Source organism: Xanthobacter sp. DMC47 (assembly GCF_056313845.1).
Window position 1 is genome coordinate 855223 of sequence record NZ_JBQUZM010000004.1, and the last position, 20755, is coordinate 875977.

18 protein-coding genes are annotated in these 20755 nt (G+C 67.7%); 14 read left to right on the forward strand and 4 right to left on the reverse strand.

What is annotated here, in order from left to right; all coding sequences use genetic code 11:
• Positions 1-296 precede the first annotated feature (296 nt).
• From ACT54R_RS15800 to ACT54R_RS15810, 3 genes are read left to right on the forward strand one after another with little or no spacing between them, the layout of a single operon-like run.
• Positions 297-2435, forward strand: a complete 2139-nt coding sequence (locus ACT54R_RS15800; protein WP_476327801.1) for an acetate--CoA ligase family protein — start codon at positions 297-299, stop codon at positions 2433-2435.
• A 52-nt stretch (positions 2436-2487) separates the two neighbouring features.
• A complete protein-coding gene (locus ACT54R_RS15805) occupies positions 2488-3273 on the forward strand; it encodes a crotonase/enoyl-CoA hydratase family protein (RefSeq protein ID WP_476327803.1) in 786 nt (261 codons plus the stop codon).
• Between the two features lie 49 nt (positions 3274-3322).
• Positions 3323-4321, forward strand: coding sequence for an ABC transporter substrate-binding protein (locus tag ACT54R_RS15810; protein ID WP_476327805.1), 999 nt, complete (start codon positions 3323-3325; stop codon positions 4319-4321).
• Here ACT54R_RS15810 and ACT54R_RS15815 read toward each other — a convergent pair.
• The gene (locus tag ACT54R_RS15815) at positions 4308-5279 is read right to left on the reverse strand and encodes a LysR family transcriptional regulator (RefSeq protein WP_476327807.1); all 972 of its coding nucleotides are present in this window, start codon (positions 5277-5279) and stop codon (positions 4308-4310) included. The two genes, ACT54R_RS15810 and ACT54R_RS15815, sit on opposite strands and share 14 nt — an antisense overlap.
• A gap of 222 nt (positions 5280-5501) precedes the next feature.
• On the opposite strand from ACT54R_RS15815, the gene ACT54R_RS15820 reads away from it, so the two are divergent.
• The 6 genes from ACT54R_RS15820 (at position 5502) to ACT54R_RS15845 (ending at position 11011) form a co-directional block, all read left to right on the forward strand.
• A complete protein-coding gene (locus tag ACT54R_RS15820; RefSeq protein ID WP_476327809.1) occupies positions 5502-6329 on the forward strand; it encodes an ABC transporter permease in 828 nt (275 codons plus the stop codon).
• Positions 6302-7123: an ABC transporter ATP-binding protein gene (locus tag ACT54R_RS15825; RefSeq protein ID WP_476327811.1), complete on the forward strand. Its 822-nt coding sequence runs from the start codon at positions 6302-6304 to the stop codon at positions 7121-7123. Before ACT54R_RS15820 ends, ACT54R_RS15825 begins: the two co-directional genes overlap by 28 nt.
• A gap of 104 nt (positions 7124-7227) precedes the next feature.
• Positions 7228-8394, forward strand: a complete 1167-nt coding sequence (locus ACT54R_RS15830) for a thiolase family protein (RefSeq protein WP_476327813.1) — start codon at positions 7228-7230, stop codon at positions 8392-8394.
• A gap of 1 nt (position 8395) precedes the next feature.
• Positions 8396-8836: a Zn-ribbon domain-containing OB-fold protein gene (locus ACT54R_RS15835; RefSeq protein WP_476327815.1), complete on the forward strand. Its 441-nt coding sequence runs from the start codon at positions 8396-8398 to the stop codon at positions 8834-8836.
• A complete protein-coding gene (locus ACT54R_RS15840; protein WP_476327817.1) occupies positions 8823-9977 on the forward strand; it encodes an acyl-CoA dehydrogenase family protein in 1155 nt (384 codons plus the stop codon). The genes ACT54R_RS15835 and ACT54R_RS15840 overlap by 14 nt, the downstream gene beginning before the upstream one ends.
• Positions 9974-11011 (forward strand): acyl-CoA dehydrogenase family protein, encoded by a 1038-nt coding sequence (locus ACT54R_RS15845; protein ID WP_476327819.1) that lies wholly within the window; start codon positions 9974-9976, stop codon positions 11009-11011. The genes ACT54R_RS15840 and ACT54R_RS15845 overlap by 4 nt, the downstream gene beginning before the upstream one ends.
• Before the next feature lie 109 nt (positions 11012-11120).
• Here ACT54R_RS15845 and ACT54R_RS15850 read toward each other — a convergent pair whose 3' ends face one another.
• Complete coding sequence (locus tag ACT54R_RS15850; RefSeq protein ID WP_476327821.1) at positions 11121-11876, reverse strand: SDR family NAD(P)-dependent oxidoreductase; 756 nt, start codon at positions 11874-11876, stop codon at positions 11121-11123.
• Between the two features lie 211 nt (positions 11877-12087).
• Here ACT54R_RS15850 and ACT54R_RS15855 point away from each other — a divergent pair, with 211 nt between their 5' ends.
• Positions 12088-13533 carry an MFS transporter gene (locus ACT54R_RS15855; RefSeq protein WP_476327823.1) on the forward strand — a complete coding sequence of 482 codons (1446 nt, stop codon included), beginning with the start codon at positions 12088-12090 and terminating at the stop codon, positions 13531-13533.
• Positions 13534-13799: 266 nt separating this feature from the next.
• Here ACT54R_RS15855 and ACT54R_RS15860 read toward each other — a convergent pair whose 3' ends face one another.
• On the reverse strand, positions 13800-15035 hold the full coding sequence (locus ACT54R_RS15860; RefSeq protein WP_476327825.1) for a S1C family serine protease: 1236 nt from the start codon (positions 15033-15035) through the stop codon (positions 13800-13802).
• Between the two features lie 712 nt (positions 15036-15747).
• Between ACT54R_RS15860 and ACT54R_RS15865 the strand changes: the two genes are divergently transcribed.
• Both ACT54R_RS15865 and cydB read left to right on the forward strand, forming a co-directional pair.
• A complete protein-coding gene (locus ACT54R_RS15865) occupies positions 15748-17142 on the forward strand; it encodes a cytochrome ubiquinol oxidase subunit I (RefSeq protein ID WP_476327827.1) in 1395 nt (464 codons plus the stop codon).
• A 27-nt stretch (positions 17143-17169) separates the two neighbouring features.
• On the forward strand, positions 17170-18174 hold the full coding sequence (cydB, locus tag ACT54R_RS15870; RefSeq protein WP_476327829.1) for a cytochrome d ubiquinol oxidase subunit II: 1005 nt from the start codon (positions 17170-17172) through the stop codon (positions 18172-18174).
• Positions 18175-18195: 21 nt separating this feature from the next.
• On the opposite strand, the gene ACT54R_RS15875 is transcribed toward cydB, so the two are convergent.
• A complete protein-coding gene (locus ACT54R_RS15875; RefSeq protein ID WP_476327831.1) occupies positions 18196-18951 on the reverse strand; it encodes a ribonuclease HII in 756 nt (251 codons plus the stop codon).
• A gap of 175 nt (positions 18952-19126) precedes the next feature.
• On the opposite strand from ACT54R_RS15875, the gene ypfJ reads away from it, so the two are divergent.
• Entirely contained in the window at positions 19127-20020 is an 894-nt protein-coding gene (gene ypfJ, locus ACT54R_RS15880) for a KPN_02809 family neutral zinc metallopeptidase (protein ID WP_168458864.1), read from the forward strand.
• A 441-nt stretch (positions 20021-20461) separates the two neighbouring features.
• Entirely contained in the window at positions 20462-20743 is a 282-nt protein-coding gene (locus ACT54R_RS15885) for an acyl carrier protein (protein WP_012113283.1), read from the forward strand.
• Positions 20744-20755: the final 12 nt, after the last annotated feature.

The following is a 20755-nucleotide window of genomic DNA, read 5'->3' on the forward strand; positions in this document are numbered from 1 at the left end:
CAGGCCGCTCGGGGTCGGCCAGGAGCGCCCTGCGCGGATCGAGGCCGACCCCACCGCATTTCCGTCGGCATCGACATGGAGCGTCGCAGGCGATAGCGCAGGCGCGACAGCGAGACCGGCCGGGCGGCCGGTTTTCCTCTCGGGCCATCGTCTCAATTTTGGAACGCGGCGGGCAGTCAATGCGCGCTTTCCGCTGACCGCGCCGGCTGATACCCCACCTCTGAGAACTGCCAAAACAGCCAATTGGCAGCCGGACTCTCCCACCTGTGGCGGGGTTTCCGACGGCGGAGGAACACATGGGAATGCCGATCAAGCTGGCGACCGAGGCGAAGCGAACCCACGGCCTGGACCGCCTGCTCGACGCGAAGTCGGTCGCCATCATCGGGATGTCCGCCAAGCCTCAGTCGGCGGGCCAGATCGTGCTGAGAAACTTGCGCGAGAACGGCTTTGCCGGGGCGATCCATCTCGTGGGGCGCACCCCCGGCCTCATCGACGGCCTCACCGTCATCACCGACATGGCCGAGCTGCCGCTCGGCGTGGACCTCGCCGTGCTGACCGTCCCGGCGGCGAGCGTCGAGGCGACACTGGAAGCGTGCATGGGGCGGCAGGTGGGCTCCGCCATCGTCTTCGCCTCGGGCTTTGCCGAGACGGGCGAGGAGGGGCGGCGGGAGCAGGAGCGCATCGGCGCCCGGGTGCGCTCGGGGGGCATGGTCGTCGTCGGACCGAACTGCCTCGGTTTCACCAACTACGCGGCCGGTTTCAGCATCACCTTCGTCGGCGTCAACAAGGTCCCGGTGATGCCGGAGGGGACGCGCGATGCGGTCGCGATCGTCTCCCAGTCCGGCGGTCTCGCCAATCACCTGCGGCACGGTCTGAACTCCCGCGGCGTGGCGGTTTCCTACAACATTTCCACGGGCAACGAGATGGATCTCGGCCTCGGCGATTTCGTCGATCATCTGGTGGGCGATCCGGCGACGCGGGTCATCATGATCTATGCGGAGGATATCCGGCGGCCGGACGTGTTCCTGGCCGCCGCGTCCCGCGCCCGCGCCATGGGCAAGCCGCTGGTGATGTTGTTTCCCGGCCGCAGCCCCCATGCGCAGGAGGCCGCCAAGTCGCACACCGGCGCGCTGGCCGGCGACTATGCGGTGATGAAGGCCATGGTGGAGCGCGCCGGCGTCCATCTGGTGGAGACCCTCGACGAATTCATGGACGTTGCCGAGATTCTCTCGCGCTATCCGGCGCCTTCGCGCGGTGGGCTCGGCATCCTCACCTTCTCCGGCGCCTTCTGCGGCATCGCCCATGATTTCTGCGCCGATATCGGCGTGGACATTCCGGCTCTCTCGCCGGCCACCGAAGCCGAGCTGAAGGCGTTGCTGCCAGCGTTCATCTCGCCGAAAAATCCCATCGATCTCGGCACCGAGGCGGTGTGGCGGCCGGAACTGGTGGGCGCGGGCGTCGCGGCGCTGCTGAAGGAGCCGGCCATCGGCGCCGTCGCCATCTCCATCCCAATTGTGTCTCCTGCTCATGCCAAGGCCTATGTGGAGCAAGTAGTCGAGGCGCGGGGCCAGAGCACGAAGCCGGTGGCGATGGCCATGCTGGGCGATCAACTGCCCCTGCCGCCCGAGTTTCTGGAGATCGCCCGCGCAAGCAAGGTGATCGTCTCCCGCTCGTCGGATAGGGTGCTGAAGGCGCTGGCCCGGATCGTCCGCCAGCCCGATCCGCGCCCGGCGCCCGCTGCCGCAGCATCGATCCGGGCGCGCGACCTGCCCAAGGGCACCCTGCCGGAATGGCTGGGCAAAAGTCTGCTGCAAGGCGAAGGCATAGCAATTCCCGGCGGGCGCCTCGTGCGGACCCTGGATGAGGCGCATGCGGCGGCCGAGGCCATCGGCTATCCCATCGTCATCAAGGCACAGGCCGGCGCGCTGGCCCACAAGACGGAGGCGGGCGGCGTCATCCTCAACCTCTCCGATGCCGATGCGCTCGCCGCCGCCTGGGCCACATTGCACGCGAACATCGCCCGCGCCCAGCCCGGCCTCGCGCTGGACGGGGTGCTGGTGGAGAAGATGTCGGCGAAGGGCCTGGAACTGGTGGTCGGCGGCCGGCGTGATCCGCGCTGGGGCCCGGTGGTGCTCATCGGCCTCGGCGGCATCATGATCGAGGCGCTGGGCGATGTCCGGCTCGTCGCGGCGGACGCCAGCCGCGAGGAGTTCGTGGCCGAGTTCGGCAAGCTGAAGGCGTCGAAGATGCTCTACGGCTTCCGCAACCAGCCGTCCGTCGATGTGGAGGCGGCAGCCGACGTGGCAGTCGCCATCGGCCGCCTTCTGCTCGCGACGCCTGAGATCACCGACGTCGAGATTAACCCGCTCATGGTCTACGAGCGCGGTCGCGGCGCCGTCGCGCTCGACGCTCTCATCATCAGCACCGGCAGCTAGAGCTTCCGGCGAAAGCAAAGCGACAGTAACGCACCAAGTATCGGAGCCTGACATGCCCGCGCTCGTGACCTACGAGGTCGAGGACAATATCGCGCTGATCGGCCTCAACCGGCCGGACAAGCGCAACGCCATGAACGACGCGCTGCTGATGGAGCTTCGCGACGTGCTCAACGACGCGGGCGACAAGATCGACGCCGCCGTGCTGTTCGGCCATGGTCAGAATTTCTCCGCCGGACTCGATCTCTCCGAACTGTCGAAGCGCCTGACGCCCGAGGGGCAGGCCCCGCGCAAGCGCAGGCCGCGCCACCTGTGGCACTCGACCTTCGACCTCCTCGCGCGGGGCAACTTTCCCGTGGTTTGCGCGCTCCATGGCGCCACCATAGGCGGCGGACTGGAGCTTGCCTCGGCCGCGCACATCCGCGTCGCCGACGAGACCACCTTCTTCGGCCTGCCCGAGGGCCAGCGCGGCATCTTCGTGGGCGGCGGCGGCAGCGTGCGCACCCAGCGCATCATCGGCTATCCTATGATGGCCGACATGATGCTGACCGGCCGCCTCCTCACCGCCGAGGAGGGTAGCCGCTGCGGCCTCGCGCAATATGTGGTGCCGGCCGGAGAAGCGCTGGCCAAGGCCAAGGCACTCGCCCGCGTCATCGCCTCCAACGTGCCCCAGACCAACTGGATGATCACTAACGTCCTGCCGCGCATCAACGACCTGTCGCACGACGACGGGCTGTTCATGGAATATCTCAACACGTCCATGACGCGGCCGCCCGAGGCCCTGAAGCGCCTGGAAGACTTCCTTGAAAAGCGCGCCCCCGCCCTCGCGCGGCCCGAATAGAGAAGAACCTGCAAATACAAATCAGCATCATAAAAACAGGGAGGACGAAATGGGCCGTCTCGTCGATCGGCGGACACTGCTGCGGGCTGGCCTCGGTGCCGGCGCGGGGGCTCTGGCGGGCTTCCCCATGCGGGGAGCATGGGCGCAGGGCGATGCCGTGCGCTGGGCCTATCTTGTGCCCGGCTTCACCGTGCTCATCGCACGCTACATGCAGCAGAAGAAGCTCGGCGACGCGCCCGGCGTCGGCCTCGCCGCACCGAGCGAATACGCCACCGTCTCCACGTATTACAACGATTTCGCCGCCGGCAATTACGATGTCTGCATCGGCAGCTGGGACGTCTTCGCCCAGCGCTTCGAGGCGGGCGTGCCCATCCGCATGCTGTGCACCATCACCACCGCGAGCATGATCTCCATCCTCACCGGCGAGCCGTCCATCAAGGGCATCCCGGAGCTGAAGGGCAAGACGCTGGCGGCGCCGCAATCCACCGGCACGTTCCGCATGGTGTCGAGCCTTATCAAGGAGCGCTACGGCCTGGAGCTGGGGCGTGACATCAATATCCAGGGCGTCGACAATCCGGCCTCGTCCATGACCATGGTTCTCGCCAACCGGGCGGACGCCGGCCTCTCCTGGGAGCCGAACATCAGCTCGGCGCTGGCGCGGCGGAAGGACCTCTCGCTCATCTTCAATGCCGGAAACGCCTATCGCGAGATCAGCGGCGGCGCGGAGCTGCCCTATTTCGGCATCGCGGTGCGGCGCGAGCTGGCGGAACGCGATCCCGAGCGGGTGCGCCGCATCCGCGCAGCGTTCGAGGCCGCCATCAACGGCATCATCGCCGATCCGAAGGAAGCGGTGAGCCTTGTCGCGGACTCGGCCGGCGCGCCGGCGCCCGTGCTTCTCGATGCGCTGACCTCAAAGCGGCTGAGCTTCCGCTTCGGCTCCATGGCCTCGGCGGAGGAGCGCGCCCAGATGACAAAGGCCGGCGACTTCCTGAAGCGGAACGGCCTGCTGAAGCAGTCCATCGATCCCGGCTTCTTCATCGCATCCTGACGTTCGCGGGGTCCTTGCGCGCGTCGCCCGCAGGGCGGCGGCGCACCGGTTCGGCCTGGTCACGCCGGTCGAGACGCGCCGGCCCGTCGGCGGCCAGGAAGGCCTCCACGTGGTCGAGAAAAACGCGGGTGCGCTGCGGCACGTGGCGGCCCGCAAAATAGGTTGCCGTTGCCTGGAGCGCCGGGATTTCCTCCTCCATCTCGAGCCGCACCAGACGGCCGTTGGCCACGTCGCCCCGGCACATCACATTGGGCAGCACGCCCGCGCCCAGGCCCGCGATCACCAGTTCGCGCGCGACGCCGATATTGTTGACGCGCACCGTTCCGTGGCGATCCGCCTCTCCGCGCGCCTCCTCCTGCCAGATCCCCTCTGCCACCTGCTGCTCCGTGAGCACGCCCTTGACGTCGGCAAGGCGTCGGGGTGCTGCGGCGAGCCGGGCCAGATATTTCGGGCTGGCGTAAATCCCGCGCGTGAGCGCCGTCAGCCGGCGCGACGGGACGCCCGGATTGACGTGGCTGCCGAGCTGGATGGCGATGTCGTAGGTCTCCTCCGTCACATCCACCCACCGGCCGTTGACGTGCACGTCAAGGTCGATCATCGCGTACTTTTCGGCGAAGGACGCGATGGCGCTGCTGATCCAGCCGGTGCCGAAATCGATGGGCATGCTCACCCTCAACTTGCCGCGCAGGCTGGTGCGCCGCTGCGTGGTCTGCAACCCCGCGCTCTCCAGCTCCGCGGCAATGCGGGAGCAGTGGTCGTGCAGGCGGCGCCTCTCGTCGGTGACCAGAATGCGCCGGCTGGTGCGCTTGAGCAGGGCCGCGCCGACCTGATCTTCCAGATGCTTGATCTTCCGGCTGACGGTCGACTTGGGCTGGCCAAGTAACCGCGCAGCTCGAGTAATGTTTTCTTGGTTGACCACCTCGAAAAACACCACCAGCGCGTTAAGGTCGAAGTTCATCTCTTCCTCCCGGGCGATGGTTTCTAGCATTGTCCCAATTTTGGAACAACGCGCTGTGCAAATCCGCGCTTTGTGCCGCTGGCGGGGGTGCTATGGTCCCCTCCAACGAAGGTGCTTCGGCCCCGGGCGCTCGGCGCCAAGGGCCGCAACGGCGCCAATCCGCCGGTCCCGCGCCCATGTGCGCGACCCGAAGGCGGGCAATGCGGGAGGAAAAGGCACACGATGAGCGACAACCTTGTTGCGACAGGGCGGCCGCCCCTGCGGCCTGCGCCCGCCCGCAAGGCTTCGAGGCGTGGCTCGGGACAAAGCGACGTCATAGCGACGCTGGTCGTGGTCGCGGCCATGGTCATCGCGATGCAGATCGCCAGCGGCCACGTCCCCGATTACATCATGCCCTCGCCAATGAGCGTGCTCCACGCCACCGGCGACATCCTCTTCGGCGACCGCATGCACGTGCTGGTGACACTGGCGCGCCTCGCCGCGGCGCTGGCCTTCTCGCTGGTCGCGGGGGTGATCGTCGGCGCCATCATGGGCATGGTGCCGCTGGTGCGCCCCTTCCTGCGCGCCATCATCGTCATCGACACCGGCATTCCGGCGCTGTCCTGGATGCTGATCGCAGTGTTCTGGTTCAAGGACACCGAGACGCGGATCTTCTTTATCCTCACGGTGATCCTGCTGCCCTTCTACGCCATGAACGTCTACGAGGGCATCCGCGCGCTTCCGAAGGATCTCGTGGACATGGTGGAGAGCTTCCGCCCGAGCCGCTGGCAGATGCTGCGCTACATGATCATGCCGCACATCGTCCCCTACATCTTCATCACCACCAAGTCGGTCGTGGGCTACGCCATCCGCATGGCGGTGTTCGCCGAGCTGGTCGCCTCGGCCATCGGCATCGGCTCGCGCATGAGCCTTGCCCAGTCGAGCTTCCGCATCGATCAGGTCTTCGCCTGGACCTTCCTGCTGGTCATCCTCAACATCGCCTTGCAGTGGGGCGTCTCGGCCATAGAGAAGCTGTTCCTGAAATGGCGGCCGGAAGTGGCGGTGCGGTGATGGGCACCATCGATCCGGTCATCGAGATCCGCAACATCCACAAGAGCTTCGGCGGCTTCGTCGCGGTGGACGACTTCAGCCTGCGCGTGGAGCCCGGCGAGATCGTCGCGCTCTTGGGACGCACCGGCGCCGGCAAGAGCACCGTGCTCAATCTGGTCATGGGCACCATCGGCCCCGATCAGGGCACGATCCGCGTCGCCGGCTTCGATCCCCATGCCCAGTTCCGCGAGCTGAAGGGGCGGATCGCCGTCTCCTTCCAGACCGACCGCCTGCTGCCGTGGCGCACGGCGGTGGAGAATGCCGAGCTCGGCCTCCTCATCCTCGGCGTGCCGAAGGCCGAAGCCCGCACGCGGGCGCTGGCCTGGCTGGAGCGGGTGAACCTCAAGGGTGCGCAGGACAAATATGTCCACGAGCTGTCCGGCGGCATGCGCCAGCGCGTGTCGCTGGCCCGCGCGCTCGCTGTGGACCCGGCCATCGTCTTCCTCGATGAATCCTTCAGCCAGCTCGATCACGCGACGGCGGGCAAGCTGCGGCGCGATTTCCATCGCATCGCCAAGGAGTTCGGCAAGACCTGCCTGTTCGTGACCCACCGCATCGAGGATGCCATCGAGATCGCGGACAGGGCCATCGTACTCAATCCGGGCGCACGCATCGTGCTGGCCGAGGAGATCACGCCGGAGCTCCGCGCCGATCCGGTCCGCGTACGCGCCTGCCACGCCCGCATCGCCGAAGCCATGGGCGGCGAGGGCGAGGCGGACGACGAGGAAAGCCTCGCCCCCCTCCCCGCCGGCTGATCCGCCTGCGCGTCACGCTTTCAGCATCGGCTGCCGCATCCTGCCGGTGATCGGTCGGCCATGCCCTGGCGCCGACCCCCGCTTCATCATCCGGAGGTGCCAGAATGGCACGGACAGACGTGGTCATCGCCGGCTATGCCGAGACCAAGGTGGTCTACCAGAGCGGCCGCTCGGCCTATGATTTCGCCGGGCTCGCGCTCAGCGAACTGCTTGAGAAGACCGGCATCGCCAAGGACGAGATCGACGGCCTCTCGGTAACCTTGGCCCTGAGCGAGGGCACCAACCCATTTTTCGCCGTCTACATGGCGGATGCCCTCGGCCTCACTCCCACCTGGCTGAATGCCGGCGGCATCGGCGGCTGCTCGGCCGCGGGCGGCGTTGCGCGGGCCATGTGGGCCATTCGCGAGGGCGCGTGCCGCATTGCGGTCGTCCTCTCCGCCGACGCGCCGAGTACGGCCTTCCGAGCGAACTACGGGGCCTACCGGCCGGAATTCCAGGACCCGCAGGGCGTGCAGGGGCCACCGGCCACCTTCGGCCTGCTCATGAGCCGCTACGATCACCAGTACGGGATCGATGCCCGTGCGCTCGGCAAGATCGCGATCACCCAGCGCGAGCACGCGCTGCGCAATCCCAACGCCCTCGACAAGTTCCGCAAGCCGCTGACGATGGACGATTATCTGGATTCGCGCCCGATCGCCGATCCGCTGCGTGTGCTCGATTGCGTGATGTATTGCGACGGCGCCAATGCCTTCCTCGTCATGAGCGAAGAGGAGGCCCGCGCCCGCGGCATCAAGAAGGTGGCCCATCCCACCGCCTATGCCGAGGTGACCAACCACAACGGCGCCGATCCGCTGGCGGACATCACCGACAGCGGCTTCTATCGCATCGCGCCGAAGGTCTTCGCCAAGGCTGGCCTCACCCCGGCCGGCGTCGGCACGTTCCAGCCCTATGACGACTTCACCATCGCCGTGCTGATGCAGCTCGAGGCATTCGGCTTCTGCGCCCCCGGCGAGGGCTCGGCTTTCGTGCGCGACACCGATCTCTCCTTCACCGGCACGCTGCCGCTCAACACCGGCGGCGGCCAGATCTCGGCCGGCCAGCCGGGCCTCGCCAGCGGCGGGCTGAACCTGGCCGAAGCCGTGCGCCAGCTCTTCGGCGAGGGCGGCGAACGGCAGGTGCCGGGCGTGCGCAACGCGCTGGTCACGGGCATCGGCGTCATCCCCTACGGCCGCAACTGGGGTTGCAGCGCCGCGATGATCCTGGAGGTGTGAGATGGCCGAAACCGAAGCAAGGCCGGTGCCGGCCGCCAACCGCTACGTGCAATCACAGCCGTTCTGGGACGGCGCCCGCGAGGGGCGGCTGATGCTGCAGATGTGCCTCGACACGGGCCGCTTCCAGCATCCGCCCCATCCGCTCAGTCTCTACACCGGCAGCCAGAATGTCGCGTGGCGACAAGTGAGCGGCCTCGGCATCATCTACGCCGTGACGGTGGTGCGCGTGCCGGGGCCGGGCCTTGCCGGCCGGCTGCCGCTGACCGTGGCCACGGTGGAACTGGCCGAGGGCGTTCGCCTCATCGCCAACATCATCGATAGCCCGCCCGAGCGCGCGTGCATCGGCGCCGCGGTGGAGCTGACATGGGACCATCTCGGCGACGGCACGCCCTACCCCGCCTTCCGGACGCTGGCGCAGGGGGCGGCCGATGCTCAGGATTGAGACCGAGGCAGAGCAGGCCTTCCGCCGCGAGGTGCGCGACTGGTACGCGGCCGAGCTTCCCCGTGACCTGCGCGACCTCACCTTCCGGCCCGAGCCGGCGCAGGCGCTTTCCTGGTATCGCCGCCTGTCACAGCGCGGATGGATCGCACCCCATTGGCCGAAGGCGTTCGGCGGCATGGGCGCCTCGCCGGTGGAGCAGGTGATCCTGATGGAGGAGGCCGCGCGCATCGGTGCGCCGGAGCTCCCCACCCAAGGCCTCAACCAGATCGGCCCCATCCTCCAGCGCTTCGGTACGCCGGAGCAGCAGGCGCGGCACCTGCCCGCGATCCTCAACGGGGATGTCATCTGGTGCCAGGGCTATTCGGAGCCCGGCGCAGGCTCCGACCTCGCGTCGCTTCGGACGCGCGGGCGCGTGGAAGGCGAAGAGATTGTCGTCACCGGCCACAAGATCTGGACCACCTGGGGCCATCATGCGGACTGGATCTACGCCCTCGTACGCACCAACGAGGAATTGCCGCGCCGACAGGGCATCACCTTCCTACTCATCGATCTGAAGTCGCCCGGCATCTCCCGCCGCCCCATCCGCACCCTCGCCGATGAGTGCGAGTTCTGCGAGGTGTTCTTCGATGAAGTTCGGGTACCCCGCGCGGACGTGGTGGGTCCGCTCGACGGCGGCTGGAACATTGTCACTGCACTTCTCGACGAGGAGCGCATCCAGCTCGGCGCACCCTCCCATGCCTTGCGAGCGCTGGAGCGCGTGCGCCGCATGGCGCGGGCCCTGGGGCCGGCGCTCGGGGAACACGGGCAGCTCAAGGTCGCGGAGGCGGAGATGGAGGTGGCGGCGCTGACTGCGGCCTTTCTCCAGATCCTGACCGCCGCCGCCAGTGGCAAAGCGGGGGATCCCTCCGGCCTCAAGATTCTCTCCACGGAGACAACCCAGCGCGTGCTCGACATCGCCCAGGAGCTGGCCGGCTCAGCCGCACCGTTGAAGCTGCCCGAGATGGTGGCCGGTGCCGTGATCGATTTCAGCGAGCTGTTCCTCCAGTCCCGCCGCCTGTCCATCTACGGGGGCACCAACGAGATCCAGCGCGGCCTCATTGCCGACCGCGTGCTGAAACTTCCAAAGGGGAAGCGGCCATGATCGAGCCCACGCCCGAGCAGGTTCTGATGCGCGACAGCCTGGTCCAGCTCCTCGGCGACGGGGTGGCGCGGACCCGCGCTGCCGGCGATGCGTGGCCACGCATCGACCGCGCCCGATGGGCGCAGATCAGTGGTGCCGGGTGGCCGGGCCTCCTCGTTCCGGAGGCTTCCGGCGGATGGGGCGGCACGGCCCTCGACATGGTGATGCTGCTCGAGGGCGCCGCCGCGACGCTGGCGCCCGAGCCGTTGCCGGCCGTATTGGCCATCGCGCCGCTTCTGGCCGATTGCAAAAGCGCGGCGGCGGCGGCTCTCCTGCGGCAGATGCTCGACGGAGAGGCGATCGTCCTGCTGGCGGAACCCGGCGCCTTCCCCATGTCGCCCGGGGCGGACCTGGTGCTGTTCGACGCGCATTGGGCCGACGAGATCATCTGCGCGGACGGCGAGGGCCAGTCCTTCCGGATCACCGCCATACGGACCGCCGAACTCGAAGTCGTACCGCTGCGCCGGACCATCGACGGCAGCGGGCAACGCGTCTTTTCCCTGCCGCGTGGCGCCGGCCGCGAACTGGCGCAAGGGCCCTGCGCGATGGCGGCGTTCAACATGGCCGTAGACCGGCTGCGCCTCGGCGCGGCCGCGAGCCTGATGGGGCTCGTGCGCAGCGCGCTCGCCCTCACGATGGACTATCTCCGCGTCCGCACCCAATTCGGCCAACCCATCGGCGCTTTCCAGGCGCTGCAACACCGGGCGGCATCGCTGCATGTCGCCCATATGGCGGCCTGGGCACTCGTCTGCGAGGCCGCCCTGAGCGTCGGCGGCGAGACGGAGCGCATGGCCTGCGCGATGGCAAAAACGAAGGCTTCGACGACCGCGCGCATGGTGCTGAAGGACTGCGTGCAGATGCACGGGGCCATCGGCTTCTCGGATGAATACGTTCTCGCCCCACTCTTCCGCCGGGTGGCGACCCTCGCCTCCACCTGCGGCACGCCGCAAACTTGCCTTGGCGAGGTCGCCAAGCTTGCCCGTCACAACGCCTGAATCCCAGCGAGAGGCCGAAACGCGCATCGTCGACGGGAGCCACCGGTATGGACCCCAGGGGCAGGCCGCCGAGACCGGACAACTGGTTCATGGCGAAGAATCCGCCCCCTCACTGCGCCAGGAAACCTCCGTCCACTGCCAGCACGTGGCCCGTCACCATGGCCGCCATGGGGCTCGCGAGGAACAGGATGGCGTCCGCCACCTCCTCCGGCTCGGCGATGCGGCCGAGCGGCATCAGCCTCTCGATGGCGGCGAGCTTGTCCGGATCGCGCATCAGGGGATCGATGAAGGGCGTGCGCACCCAGGTGGGCGCAACCGCATTGACGCGGATCTTCACCGGCGCCAGTTCAATGGCCAGCGCACGGGTGAAATTCACCACCGCGCCCTTGCTCGCCTGATAGGCCGGGTTGGGATAAGGCCCCCCGCCGCTCAGCCCCATGATGGACGTAACGTTCACGATGGCACCGCCGCCCCGGGCCGTCATCGATGGCACCGCAGCGCGCGCGCAGAGGAAGCCGCCGGTGACGTTCACCGCGAACACCTTCTCCCAGTCAGCGAGGTCCAGCTCCGTCAGCCCCTTGCGGATGGAGAGGCCGGCATTGTTCACGAGGATGTCGAGGCCGCCATGGCCGGCCACCACCTGCGCGAACGCAGCGGAGACCGCCGCCTCGTCGGTAACGTCGAGCGCGAGCGCTTCGGCGCCAGGGATGCCCGCCGCGGCGCGTCTGGCCGCGTCCCCGTCACGGTCGGCGAGGATGACGCGCGCGCCGGCCTCGGCCATGGCCGTTGCAGCAGCAAGGCCGATGCCGCTCGCCCCGCCCGTCACCACCGCCACCCGTCCCGTCAGATCGAGCCTTCGCGCCATATGCCGTCCCCGATTGCGCCGCGCCGTCCCGGCGGCAGAGTGGAGCGGTGATAGAAGATCGCCCGACCGATCTCCAGCACTGCGCAGCTCCCCCGCCCGCATGACAAGCCCCGCCGCCATCGACTAAAACATCCCCGGACACAGCGACGACGGATCGATGGACCAGAGATTTCCAGGCGGCTCCGCACCGGACGGGCCCGGGCGCAGTCCATTGAGGGCCCGCCTCACGCACGAACCGGCGCCCCTCGCAGCTCTTGAAACCCTGCCGTGGCATTCCTGGATCGTCGTCGGCCTCGTCTGCATCGGTGCCTTCGTCGGCCAGCTTGACGCGACCATCGTCCAGCTCGCGCTCCCGACGCTCGCAACCACGTTCGATGCCGGGCTGCATGCGGTGAGCTGGGTGTCGCTGGGTTATCTCGTCGCCTTCGCGTCCTTCCTGCCCATCTTCGGGCGCCTGTGCCAGATGTATGGCCGCAAGACGCTCTATCTCGTCGGCTATCTCATCTTCGTCGCGGCGAGCGCCCTGTGCGCGCTGGCGCCGGACCTGCCATCGCTGGTGGTGGCGCGGGTGGTGCAGGGCATAGGCGGGGCGCTGCTCGGCGCCAACAGCATCGCCATCCTCGTCGCCGCCGTGCCGGAGGAGAAGCGCGGCCGGGCGCTGGGCGTCTTCGCCGCGGCGCAGGCCATCGGCATGAGCGCGGGGCCGGCTGTCGGCGGCATCGTCCTCGGCGCGCTGGGATGGCCCTGGATCTTCTGGCTGACGGTTCCGTTCGGGCTACTCGCCGCCATCGCCGGCTGGATCGCCCTGCCCCGTTCCTCCGGCGCCCGGCCCGATGCGCGGTTCGACTGGGCAGGCGCGGTTCTCCTCGCGCCTGCGCTGGTCATTCTGGTGCGGGCGCTGAACCACGCGGCGGGCTGGGGACTGACATCACCGCAGACCATCGGCAGCGCCCTGCTCGCCGCGGGGCTGCTCTGGCTGCTCGTTCGGCAGGAACGGCGCACGGCGTTTCCGCTGGTGGACCTCAAGCTGTTCGCGAGCCCCGGATTCGCTCTCGGAGCGGTCGCCGTGGTCCTCGGCTACGCCATGCTCTACGCCATGTTCTTCCTGATGTCGTTCCTTCTGGAGCACGGCTATGGGGAGCAGGCGTGGGAGGCGGGGCTGCGCCTTGCCGTCATCCCGGTGATTCTCGGGCTGGTCGCGCCGTTCAGTGGCGGCCTTGCCGATCGCATGGGCATCCGCCGGCTCGGCGCCGGCGGCATGGGCATCTGCCTCCTCGGCCTGCTGCTCCTCGGCATCGGCACCGACGACCCGGCCGCGAGCCAGCTGATGAGCTTCATCGCCTTCGTGCTGTTCGGGGCCGGCCTCGGCCTGTTCATCGCCCCCAACAACCACGCCACCCTCAAGGCCGCGCCCGCGGACCTGGCGACGCAGGCCGGCGCCCTGCTCAACCTCATGCGCGTGCTGGGCACCAGCCTCGGCGTCGCGGGGGCGACGTCCACGCTGTCCCTCGGCCTGAAACAGGCGGGAGGGATGACGGACCGGATGAGGGATGTATCGGGTCCCGCGCTAATCAATGCCGTGGAATGGGGCATCATCCTGGTCGCCATCATGGCGCTCATTGCCGCACTCCTCTGCGTCCTGCGGCCGCGCTCCTAGCGGCTTTTGAACGGGGGTGCGGCATCCGGGCATCGGACCGGACGGGCATCGGGCTTCGATACACACATGCGCCAGACGACGGGCGTGCCCGCCGTCTGGCGCCACTCCAGCTCGACCTGGCCGGCATCGCCAAGGCCTTCGGTGTGTATGAGTTGGCCCGCGAGATTGTTCACCGCCGCCGTCTTCTTGCCTCGTAGGCCGGGTTGCGGACAGGGCCACCAACCGCTCGGCATCATGATGGACACGCCCTCGCGAGGGCGCCCGACTCAGCGGCATTGCACGAAAACGGTAAAGGCCCTCGCGCGTTCGGCGATGGCAGCGGGATCGAGCGGCGTGGTGGCCGCTGCCGGTCCGGGGGGTACCGAATTGCTGTCTAGAAAGGTGGTGGCAACGGATGCCTTAATGGCAAAGTTGACGTTCTGCGCGAGATCCTTGGTGACGGCCGCAATTCGCAGCGCGTTTAGCTTCGACACGACGACGCCCGCGATATTTCCGTATTGATCCATCAGCGGTCCCCCGCTGTTGCCTGGCTGCACCGGCGCCGAAACTTGGTATTCGCGGCTATCGTCATTGAGGCCGGATGTGGCGGTCACATTACCGACAGTGAAGTTGCCCGAGCTTGCCAGCAATCCCGCCAGCGGAAAGCCGTACACATAGACGCTATCGCCGATACGCGCGCGTGTCGACAGAGATGGAACGTTCGCAGGGGCCGCCCCTCCCGCCTTCAGCAAAGCGAGGTCGTTGGTGGGATCCCGGGCGATGACCTGCACCGGTTCGGGTACCGATCCGGCACGGGTGATCTGCACCGTTTTGCAACCTTCGACCACGTGATGGTTTGTAAGCAGGTGGCCGGCGGCGCTCACGAAAAAGGCGGTTCCGGAACTGCCGCCATCTCCATCCTTGCCCTTGCCGTCCCCCCCCTTGCTACCCGCGGTAGCGGGCGGTCGGCGGTCGCCCCTGCTCCCCAGATCCTTCTGGCAGTCCAGAACTGCGGTCAGTGCCGCCATGGAGCCTGAGAGTGATAACCGGGCTATAGTCTTGTCCTGATAGCGCACCTCGATGCCGCCGGCACGCGCGATGTCCACCATGAACGATTCCTTCAGGCTGGTCGCAAGAAGGGAATGTTCGTCGCCCACTGATCCGCCGCTGAACGTGCCGCGCCACCGTCCCGCGCCACGGGCGAGCAGGTTCAGCTCATAGGATTTGCCCTCTTCGAGGGAGCGCCAACGGGCATTTGACAAGGCGAAAAACCCCTTGCCGTTTTCACCGAAGCCCAACCAAACGGTGGTGCGGTCCTCGTAGCGGGCTTTGGCAATGCAACTGCCAGCATCCGTGTTGATGCCGATATCCCAGCCCCGAACCTGCCCCAGTTCCTGGTCCATAGCGAGCAGGCCTTCTGCCGCCGCCGCGCGCAGCGATCCGAAAGCAGCGATGCCGAGCAGCAATAGTGCGCCAGCACGTCGTAGCGCGCGCATCATCCCTAACAAGGCTCCGTCGCTCATAGGCGGGACTCCGACGCTCAGCTCAGGGCTTGGAGGAAACGGGCCGCGCCTCGCCAGAGGGTCCGGCAAACGGGTCGTCATTCGCGGCACTGGCAGATCCGCTATCTTGTTTCGGCGTCGAATTCTTCTTTGATGTCTTACGCGTTGCCGAAGACTTCGGTGCGCCGGCCCTCGGCGCAGCATGCGACTTCGCCATCGCCCCGAGTACAGCAGCCCCCAGCACGGCTCCCGCGACGACTCCGAGCGCCGCGCGGGAACCAGCCCATGCGGGCTGCGGAACCAACAATAGACCGGCGAGAATAACGACAGCAGGCGCCGATGGGCGCTCAAGTGAAGGTTGCTTCCCCATTATTCCCCCTGACCCGCAGCAGCCGGATACGGACCATCAACGGTTGCAAGCCCATGTACAGGTTACCTTTCGCAACCGTGGCGTTCAAGCATCACAACTGTCCAGGTTGCGACGGGCATTGTGCTGCGACACCCTGCAGCTGCGTCAACGCGGCACCGCCCGCGCAGGGCTTGGATGCGGTTGCGCGTATCGACGGGGCTGTGGTGTTTGGTTATTGTCCCGCCATCCTCTGGGGATTGCCTCTGGTCGACCTCCGGCCCCGCCGGCGTAAGTAGGTCGTCCGGAGCGCGGCTCGGCCGCAGCGACGGCCGCGTTCTCCGACCGGACGGTCGCGGCCGATACGGATGACAAGGAGCGGACGCCATGGATTTCGATCCCGTCACCCTCGCGCGGATGCAATTTGCCTTCACGGTCTCCTTTCACGTCATCTTTCCCGCCTTCACCATCGGCCTGTCCGCCTTCATCGCGACGCTGGAGCTGATCTGGCTGAAGACCGGCAAGGACGTGTTCCATCGCCTCGCGCGCTTCTGGACCAAGATCTTCGCCGTCTCCTTCGCCATGGGCGTGGTGTCGGGCATCGTCCTGTCCTACCAGTTCGGCACCAACTGGAGCCGCTATGCCGAGTTCGTCGGCTCGGTGATTGCGCCGCTCATCGGCTTCGAGGTGCTCACCGCCTTCTTCCTGGAGGCGACCTTCCTCGGCATCATGCTGTTCGGATGGAACCGGGTGCCGCCGTGGCTCCACGTTCTGTCCTGCTGCGTGGTGGCGTTCGGCACCTTCATGTCGGCCTTCTGGATCCTCGCCGCCAACAGCTGGATGCAGACGCCGGCCGGCTACGAAATCCGCAACGGCGTCGGCTATCCGCTCGACTGGCTTCAGATCATCTTCAACCCGAGCTTCCACTGGCGCCTGCCGCACATGCTGCTCGCGGCCTACCTCACCACCTCGCTGGTGGTGCTCTCGGTGGGCGCGCGCTACCTGCTCGCCGGCAAGTTCAAGGACGAATCGAAGGTGATGATGGTGATGGGCATCGGCATGCTCGCCATCGTCGGCCCCATCCAGGCCTTCGTCGGCGACAGCCACGGCCTCAACACCGCGCACTACCAGCCGGCCAAGATCGCTGCGGTGGAGGCGCACTGGGACAGCACGAAGCCCGCCCCTCTCGTGCTGTTCGCGTGGCCGGACGAGAAGGCCGAGAAGAACCTGTTCGAGATCTCGATCCCGCACGGCGCCTCGCTGATGATCACCCACAGCCTCGACGGCCTCTTCCCGGGCCTCAAGGACTTCCCGCCGCAGGATCGCCCGCCGGTGTTGGGCCCCTTCTTCGGCTTCCGCGCCATGGTGGGCGTGGGCGTCATCATGATCCTTCTCGGCTGGATCGGTGCATGGCTGATCTACAAGGGTCGTGAGACCACCACCCGCTGGTATCTGATCGTCACCTCCTGGGCATGGCCGCTGGGCTTCATCGCCATCCTCTCCGGCTGGATCGTCACCGAGCAGGGCCGCCAGCCCTGGGTGGTGGAGGGACTGCTGCGCACCGAGGATGCCATGTCGCCCCTCGCGGGCTGGACCGTGGGGCTGTCGCTGACGCTGTTCGTCATCATCTACGCGGTGATCTTCGCCACCGGCATTCACTTCATGAACCGCCTGATCGTGCGCGGCCCGGATCAATCCATGATCCAGCCGCCCGCTCGCGAGCGGCCCACGCGCCCCATCGCCGCCGCCCATGGCGAAGGCCAGATGACGCCCGGAACCTGACCCGCCGACGCGCAGGAGGACATGACCATGGAATGGTATCTCCCCGTCATCTGGGGGCTCATCATCGGCGTCGCGGTCATCATGTATGTGGTGCTCGACGGCTTCGACCTCGGCATCGGCATCCTCTTCCCCTTCGCCAAGGAGGAGAAGGAACGCGATGTCATGATGAACACCGTCGCCCCGTTCTGGGACGGCAACGAGACCTGGCTCATCCTCGGTGGCGGTGGCCTGTGGGTGGCCTTCCCCAAGGCTTATGCCGTGGTGATGCCCGCCCTCTACCTGCCGGTCATCATCATGCTGCTGGCTCTGGTGTTCCGAGGCGTCGCCTTCGAGTTCCGCTGGGTGGCGGCGTCCAGCCGGCGGCTGTGGAACTTCGCGTTCTCTGCCGGCTCGCTGGTGGCGGCCTTCTTCCAGGGCATCATCCTCGGCGGTCTGGTGCAGGGCATCACCGTGAAGGACGGCGCCTTCGCCGGGGGCCCGCTCGACTGGGCGACGCCGTTCGCTTTGCTATGCGGCATCGGCGTGGTCGTGGGCTATGCGCTGCTCGGCGCCACCTGGCTGCTGGTGAAGACCGAGGGCACCATCGCCGACCGCGCCCGCAGCCACGCCATCCCGCTGCTGATCGGCGTGATCGTGCTCATGGGCCTCGTGAGCCTGTGGACGCCGCTGGCGTTCGATCGCATCGCCACGCGCTGGTTCTCGCGGCCCAACATCTTTTTCCTGGCGCCCGTGCCTATCGTCACCGCCGTGCTCACCTATCTTGTCTGGCACTGGCTGAAGACGGGGCGGGAGATGCTGCCCTTTTTCGGCACCATCGGGCTGTTCGTGCTCGGCTTCGTAGGCCTCGCGATCTCCACCTTCCCCTACCTTGTGCCGCCGAGCCTCACCGTGTGGCAGACGGCCGCCGCCCCGCCCAGCCAAATCCTGATGCTGTTCGGCGTCATCTTCCTGCTGCCGGTGGTGCTGGGCTACATCGTCTTCGTCTACTGGATCTTCCGCGGCAAGGTGCGGGAAGGCGAAGGCTACCACTGAGCCGCCGAGACGCGACTGGCACTATTCCGCCGCATCCGGAACCGGTCCGCCGCCGAACAGGCCGAGCTGCTGCTCCCGCACCGGCGCGAAGGAGCGGCGGTGATGCAGGCAGGGGCCGTGGGTGACGAGCGCGGTGCTGTGCTCCGCCGTCGCATAGCCCATGTGCCGCTCGAAGCCATAGGCGGGAAAGGCGGCGCCCACCCCGGCCATCAGCCGGTCCCGGACCACCTTGGCGACGATGGAAGCCGCGGCGATGGAGGCGATGAGCCCGTCACCGCCGATGATCGCCTCGACCGCGCAGGGCACCTTGGGCGGGTCGTTGCCATCCACCAGCAGGAAGGCCGGCCGGCACGGCAACCCGCGCACCGCCTGCGCGAGCGCCCAAAGGGTCGCCTGCCGGATGTTGTCGCGGTCGATGCGCTCCGGCGGCGCCATGGCCACCGCCACCTCGGCCGTGGCGCAGATTTCCAGATAGAGCGCCTCGCGCTTGGCGCGCGTCAGCCGCTTGGAATCATCGAGGCCCTTGGGCACCCGTTCCGGATCGAGCACGACGGCGGCGGCAACCACCGGCCCGGCCAGCGGCCCGCGCCCCACCTCGTCGGCACCGGCGATGGGGGCATGCCCTTGGGCGTAGAGGCCGCGCTCCCGCGCGAAGTCGAGACCGGCCCACGCATCGGCGACAGGCACAGCGACCTTAGGCGGCCGGCCGCGCCGGCGCGCGGAGGGCTGCGGCTCAATGGCGATGCGGCTGGGGTTCGGCTCTCGGCGCGGCGGCATCGGTCCGGCGTGCGCCCGATGAGGCCCCGGCGACAGGCAGGCCGAGCGATTCGGCCACGCCGTCGTTGATAGCATGGAACCGGGGCGGGGGCCGGGGATTGCTCCTTGTGCCGTGTCAGCCCATGTTCAAGCTCAGGGTTCAGGCTGCCGGCGTTGGCGTCCGCGGGAGAAGAGCATGCGGTGGGAGGATTTCCGCTCCAGCGACAATGTGGAAGACCGGCGCGGCGATGGCGGTGGCGGCTTCCAGATGCCCGGCGGCCGCGGCGGCCTCGGCATCGGCACTATCATTGTCGTGGGGTTGATCGGCTGGGCGCTGGGAATCAATCCGGCGGTTCTGATCGGCGGGCTGGAAGCCATCAATGGCGGCGGATCGCCCCAGCAGGCTGCGCCCGCCCCGCAGCGCGGCCGGCCGACGGCCCCGCCCACCGACCAGCTCGGCCGTTTCGCCGCGAATGTGCTCGCCCAGACAGAAGACGTGTGGACCGAGCTGTTCCGCGCCGACGGCAAGACGTATCAGGATCCAAAGCTGGTGCTGTTCTCCGGCTCCACACGCTCGGCCTGCGGCGGCGCCCAGTCCGCCATGGGGCCGTTCTATTGCCCGCTGGACCAGAAGGTCTATCTCGATCTGACCTTCTTCCAGGAGATGAAGAACCGCTTCAAGGCGGGCGGCGATTTCGCTCAGGCCTATGTGATCGCCCACGAGGTCGGCCATCATGTGGAAAACCTCATCGGCATCCTGCCCAAGGTGCAGCAGGCCCAGGCCCGCGCCTCGTCCCGCGCGGAGGCCAACAACCTTTCCGTCCGTGTCGAACTGATGGCCGATTGCCTCGCCGGCGTATGGGCCTACCACGCCAATGCCCGCTATCGCATTCTGGAGCCCGGCGATGTGGAGCAGGCGCTCACCGCCGCCAGCGCCATCGGCGACGACACGCTTCAGAAACGCTCGCAGGGCTATGCAGTGCCGGACAGCTTCACCCACGGCACGTCCCAGCAGCGGGTGAACTGGTTTACCCGCGGGCTGAAGAGCGGCTCCATGCAGCAGTGCAATACCTTCTCCGGCGCGATCTGACGGAAAGCCAGGCATTAGCCCAAGCGAATCGCCATCTGCCGCTAGGGAACGACGTCGTCTGACGCAACGGATGCCTCCCTCCCGGGCGGGCAGCCGCACATCGCAGACTGGCGAAACGCCTGCCCGCGCCGGTTGCGTCGGCGAGTCGGGGCGCGGCTTGGGCGTGGCTTTGGCGCCCCCCGGCGGCCTCCCCCCCTTGCCTCCGGGCGGCTGGCGTGCGAAGCAGCATCAACGCACGGCGCCGCCGCGGGAGACCTCTCGCGCGGACCGTTCGGCGTCGGCCATTGAAACCTCTTGCAGCCTTCGCTATAGGGGCCGACAACTCATTCCGAAGGGGCCATGCGGCCATCCCTCGGCCCCGGTCGGTGCCTTGCACCATGCCTGCGCGCCACGCGGGCGGGCCGCGACCGCAAGGGCCGAGCATACGAGAGGCGTCAGTCCATGTCTTCGACGTTCGACACGGTGGCCAACATCATCGCGGAAACCTGCGACATTCCGCGCGACACCATCACGCCGGACAGCCACGCCATCGACGATCTTGGCATCGACAGCCTCGACTTCCTCGACATCGCGTTCGCCATCGACAAGGCGTTCGGCATCAAGCTTCCGCTGGAGCAGTGGACGCAGGAAGTGAACGACGGCAAGGCCACGACCGAGCAGTATTTCGTGCTCAAGAACCTCTGCGCCCGCATCGACGAGTTGGTCGCTGCGAAAGCCGCCTGAGGCCGGACGGGA

Bases quoted from the DNA above. Each gene is read 5' to 3' on its own strand.
- ACT54R_RS15845 (WP_476327819.1), top strand. From the start codon at position 9,974: ATGATCGAGCCCACGCCCGAGCAGGTTCTGATGCGCGACAGCCTGGTC.
- ACT54R_RS15850 (WP_476327821.1), bottom strand. From the start codon at position 11,876: ATGGCGCGAAGGCTCGATCTGACGGGACGGGTGGCGGTGGTGACGGGC.
- ACT54R_RS15885 (WP_012113283.1), top strand. From the start codon at position 20,462: ATGTCTTCGACGTTCGACACGGTGGCCAACATCATCGCGGAAACCTGC.
- ACT54R_RS15800 (WP_476327801.1), top strand. From the start codon at position 297: ATGGGAATGCCGATCAAGCTGGCGACCGAGGCGAAGCGAACCCACGGC.
- ACT54R_RS15825 (WP_476327811.1), top strand. From the start codon at position 6,302: ATGGCGGCCGGAAGTGGCGGTGCGGTGATGGGCACCATCGATCCGGTC.
- ACT54R_RS15815 (WP_476327807.1), bottom strand. From the start codon at position 5,279: ATGAACTTCGACCTTAACGCGCTGGTGGTGTTTTTCGAGGTGGTCAAC.
- ACT54R_RS15860 (WP_476327825.1), bottom strand. From the start codon at position 15,035: ATGAGCGACGGAGCCTTGTTAGGGATGATGCGCGCGCTACGACGTGCT.
- ACT54R_RS15805 (WP_476327803.1), top strand. From the start codon at position 2,488: ATGCCCGCGCTCGTGACCTACGAGGTCGAGGACAATATCGCGCTGATC.
- ACT54R_RS15875 (WP_476327831.1), bottom strand. From the start codon at position 18,951: ATGCCGCCGCGCCGAGAGCCGAACCCCAGCCGCATCGCCATTGAGCCG.
- ACT54R_RS15840 (WP_476327817.1), top strand. From the start codon at position 8,823: ATGCTCAGGATTGAGACCGAGGCAGAGCAGGCCTTCCGCCGCGAGGTG.
- ACT54R_RS15865 (WP_476327827.1), top strand. From the start codon at position 15,748: ATGGATTTCGATCCCGTCACCCTCGCGCGGATGCAATTTGCCTTCACG.
- ACT54R_RS15835 (WP_476327815.1), top strand. From the start codon at position 8,396: ATGGCCGAAACCGAAGCAAGGCCGGTGCCGGCCGCCAACCGCTACGTG.
- ACT54R_RS15830 (WP_476327813.1), top strand. From the start codon at position 7,228: ATGGCACGGACAGACGTGGTCATCGCCGGCTATGCCGAGACCAAGGTG.
- ACT54R_RS15820 (WP_476327809.1), top strand. From the start codon at position 5,502: ATGAGCGACAACCTTGTTGCGACAGGGCGGCCGCCCCTGCGGCCTGCG.
- ACT54R_RS15810 (WP_476327805.1), top strand. From the start codon at position 3,323: ATGGGCCGTCTCGTCGATCGGCGGACACTGCTGCGGGCTGGCCTCGGT.
- ypfJ (WP_168458864.1), top strand. From the start codon at position 19,127: ATGCGGTGGGAGGATTTCCGCTCCAGCGACAATGTGGAAGACCGGCGC.
- cydB (WP_476327829.1), top strand. From the start codon at position 17,170: ATGGAATGGTATCTCCCCGTCATCTGGGGGCTCATCATCGGCGTCGCG.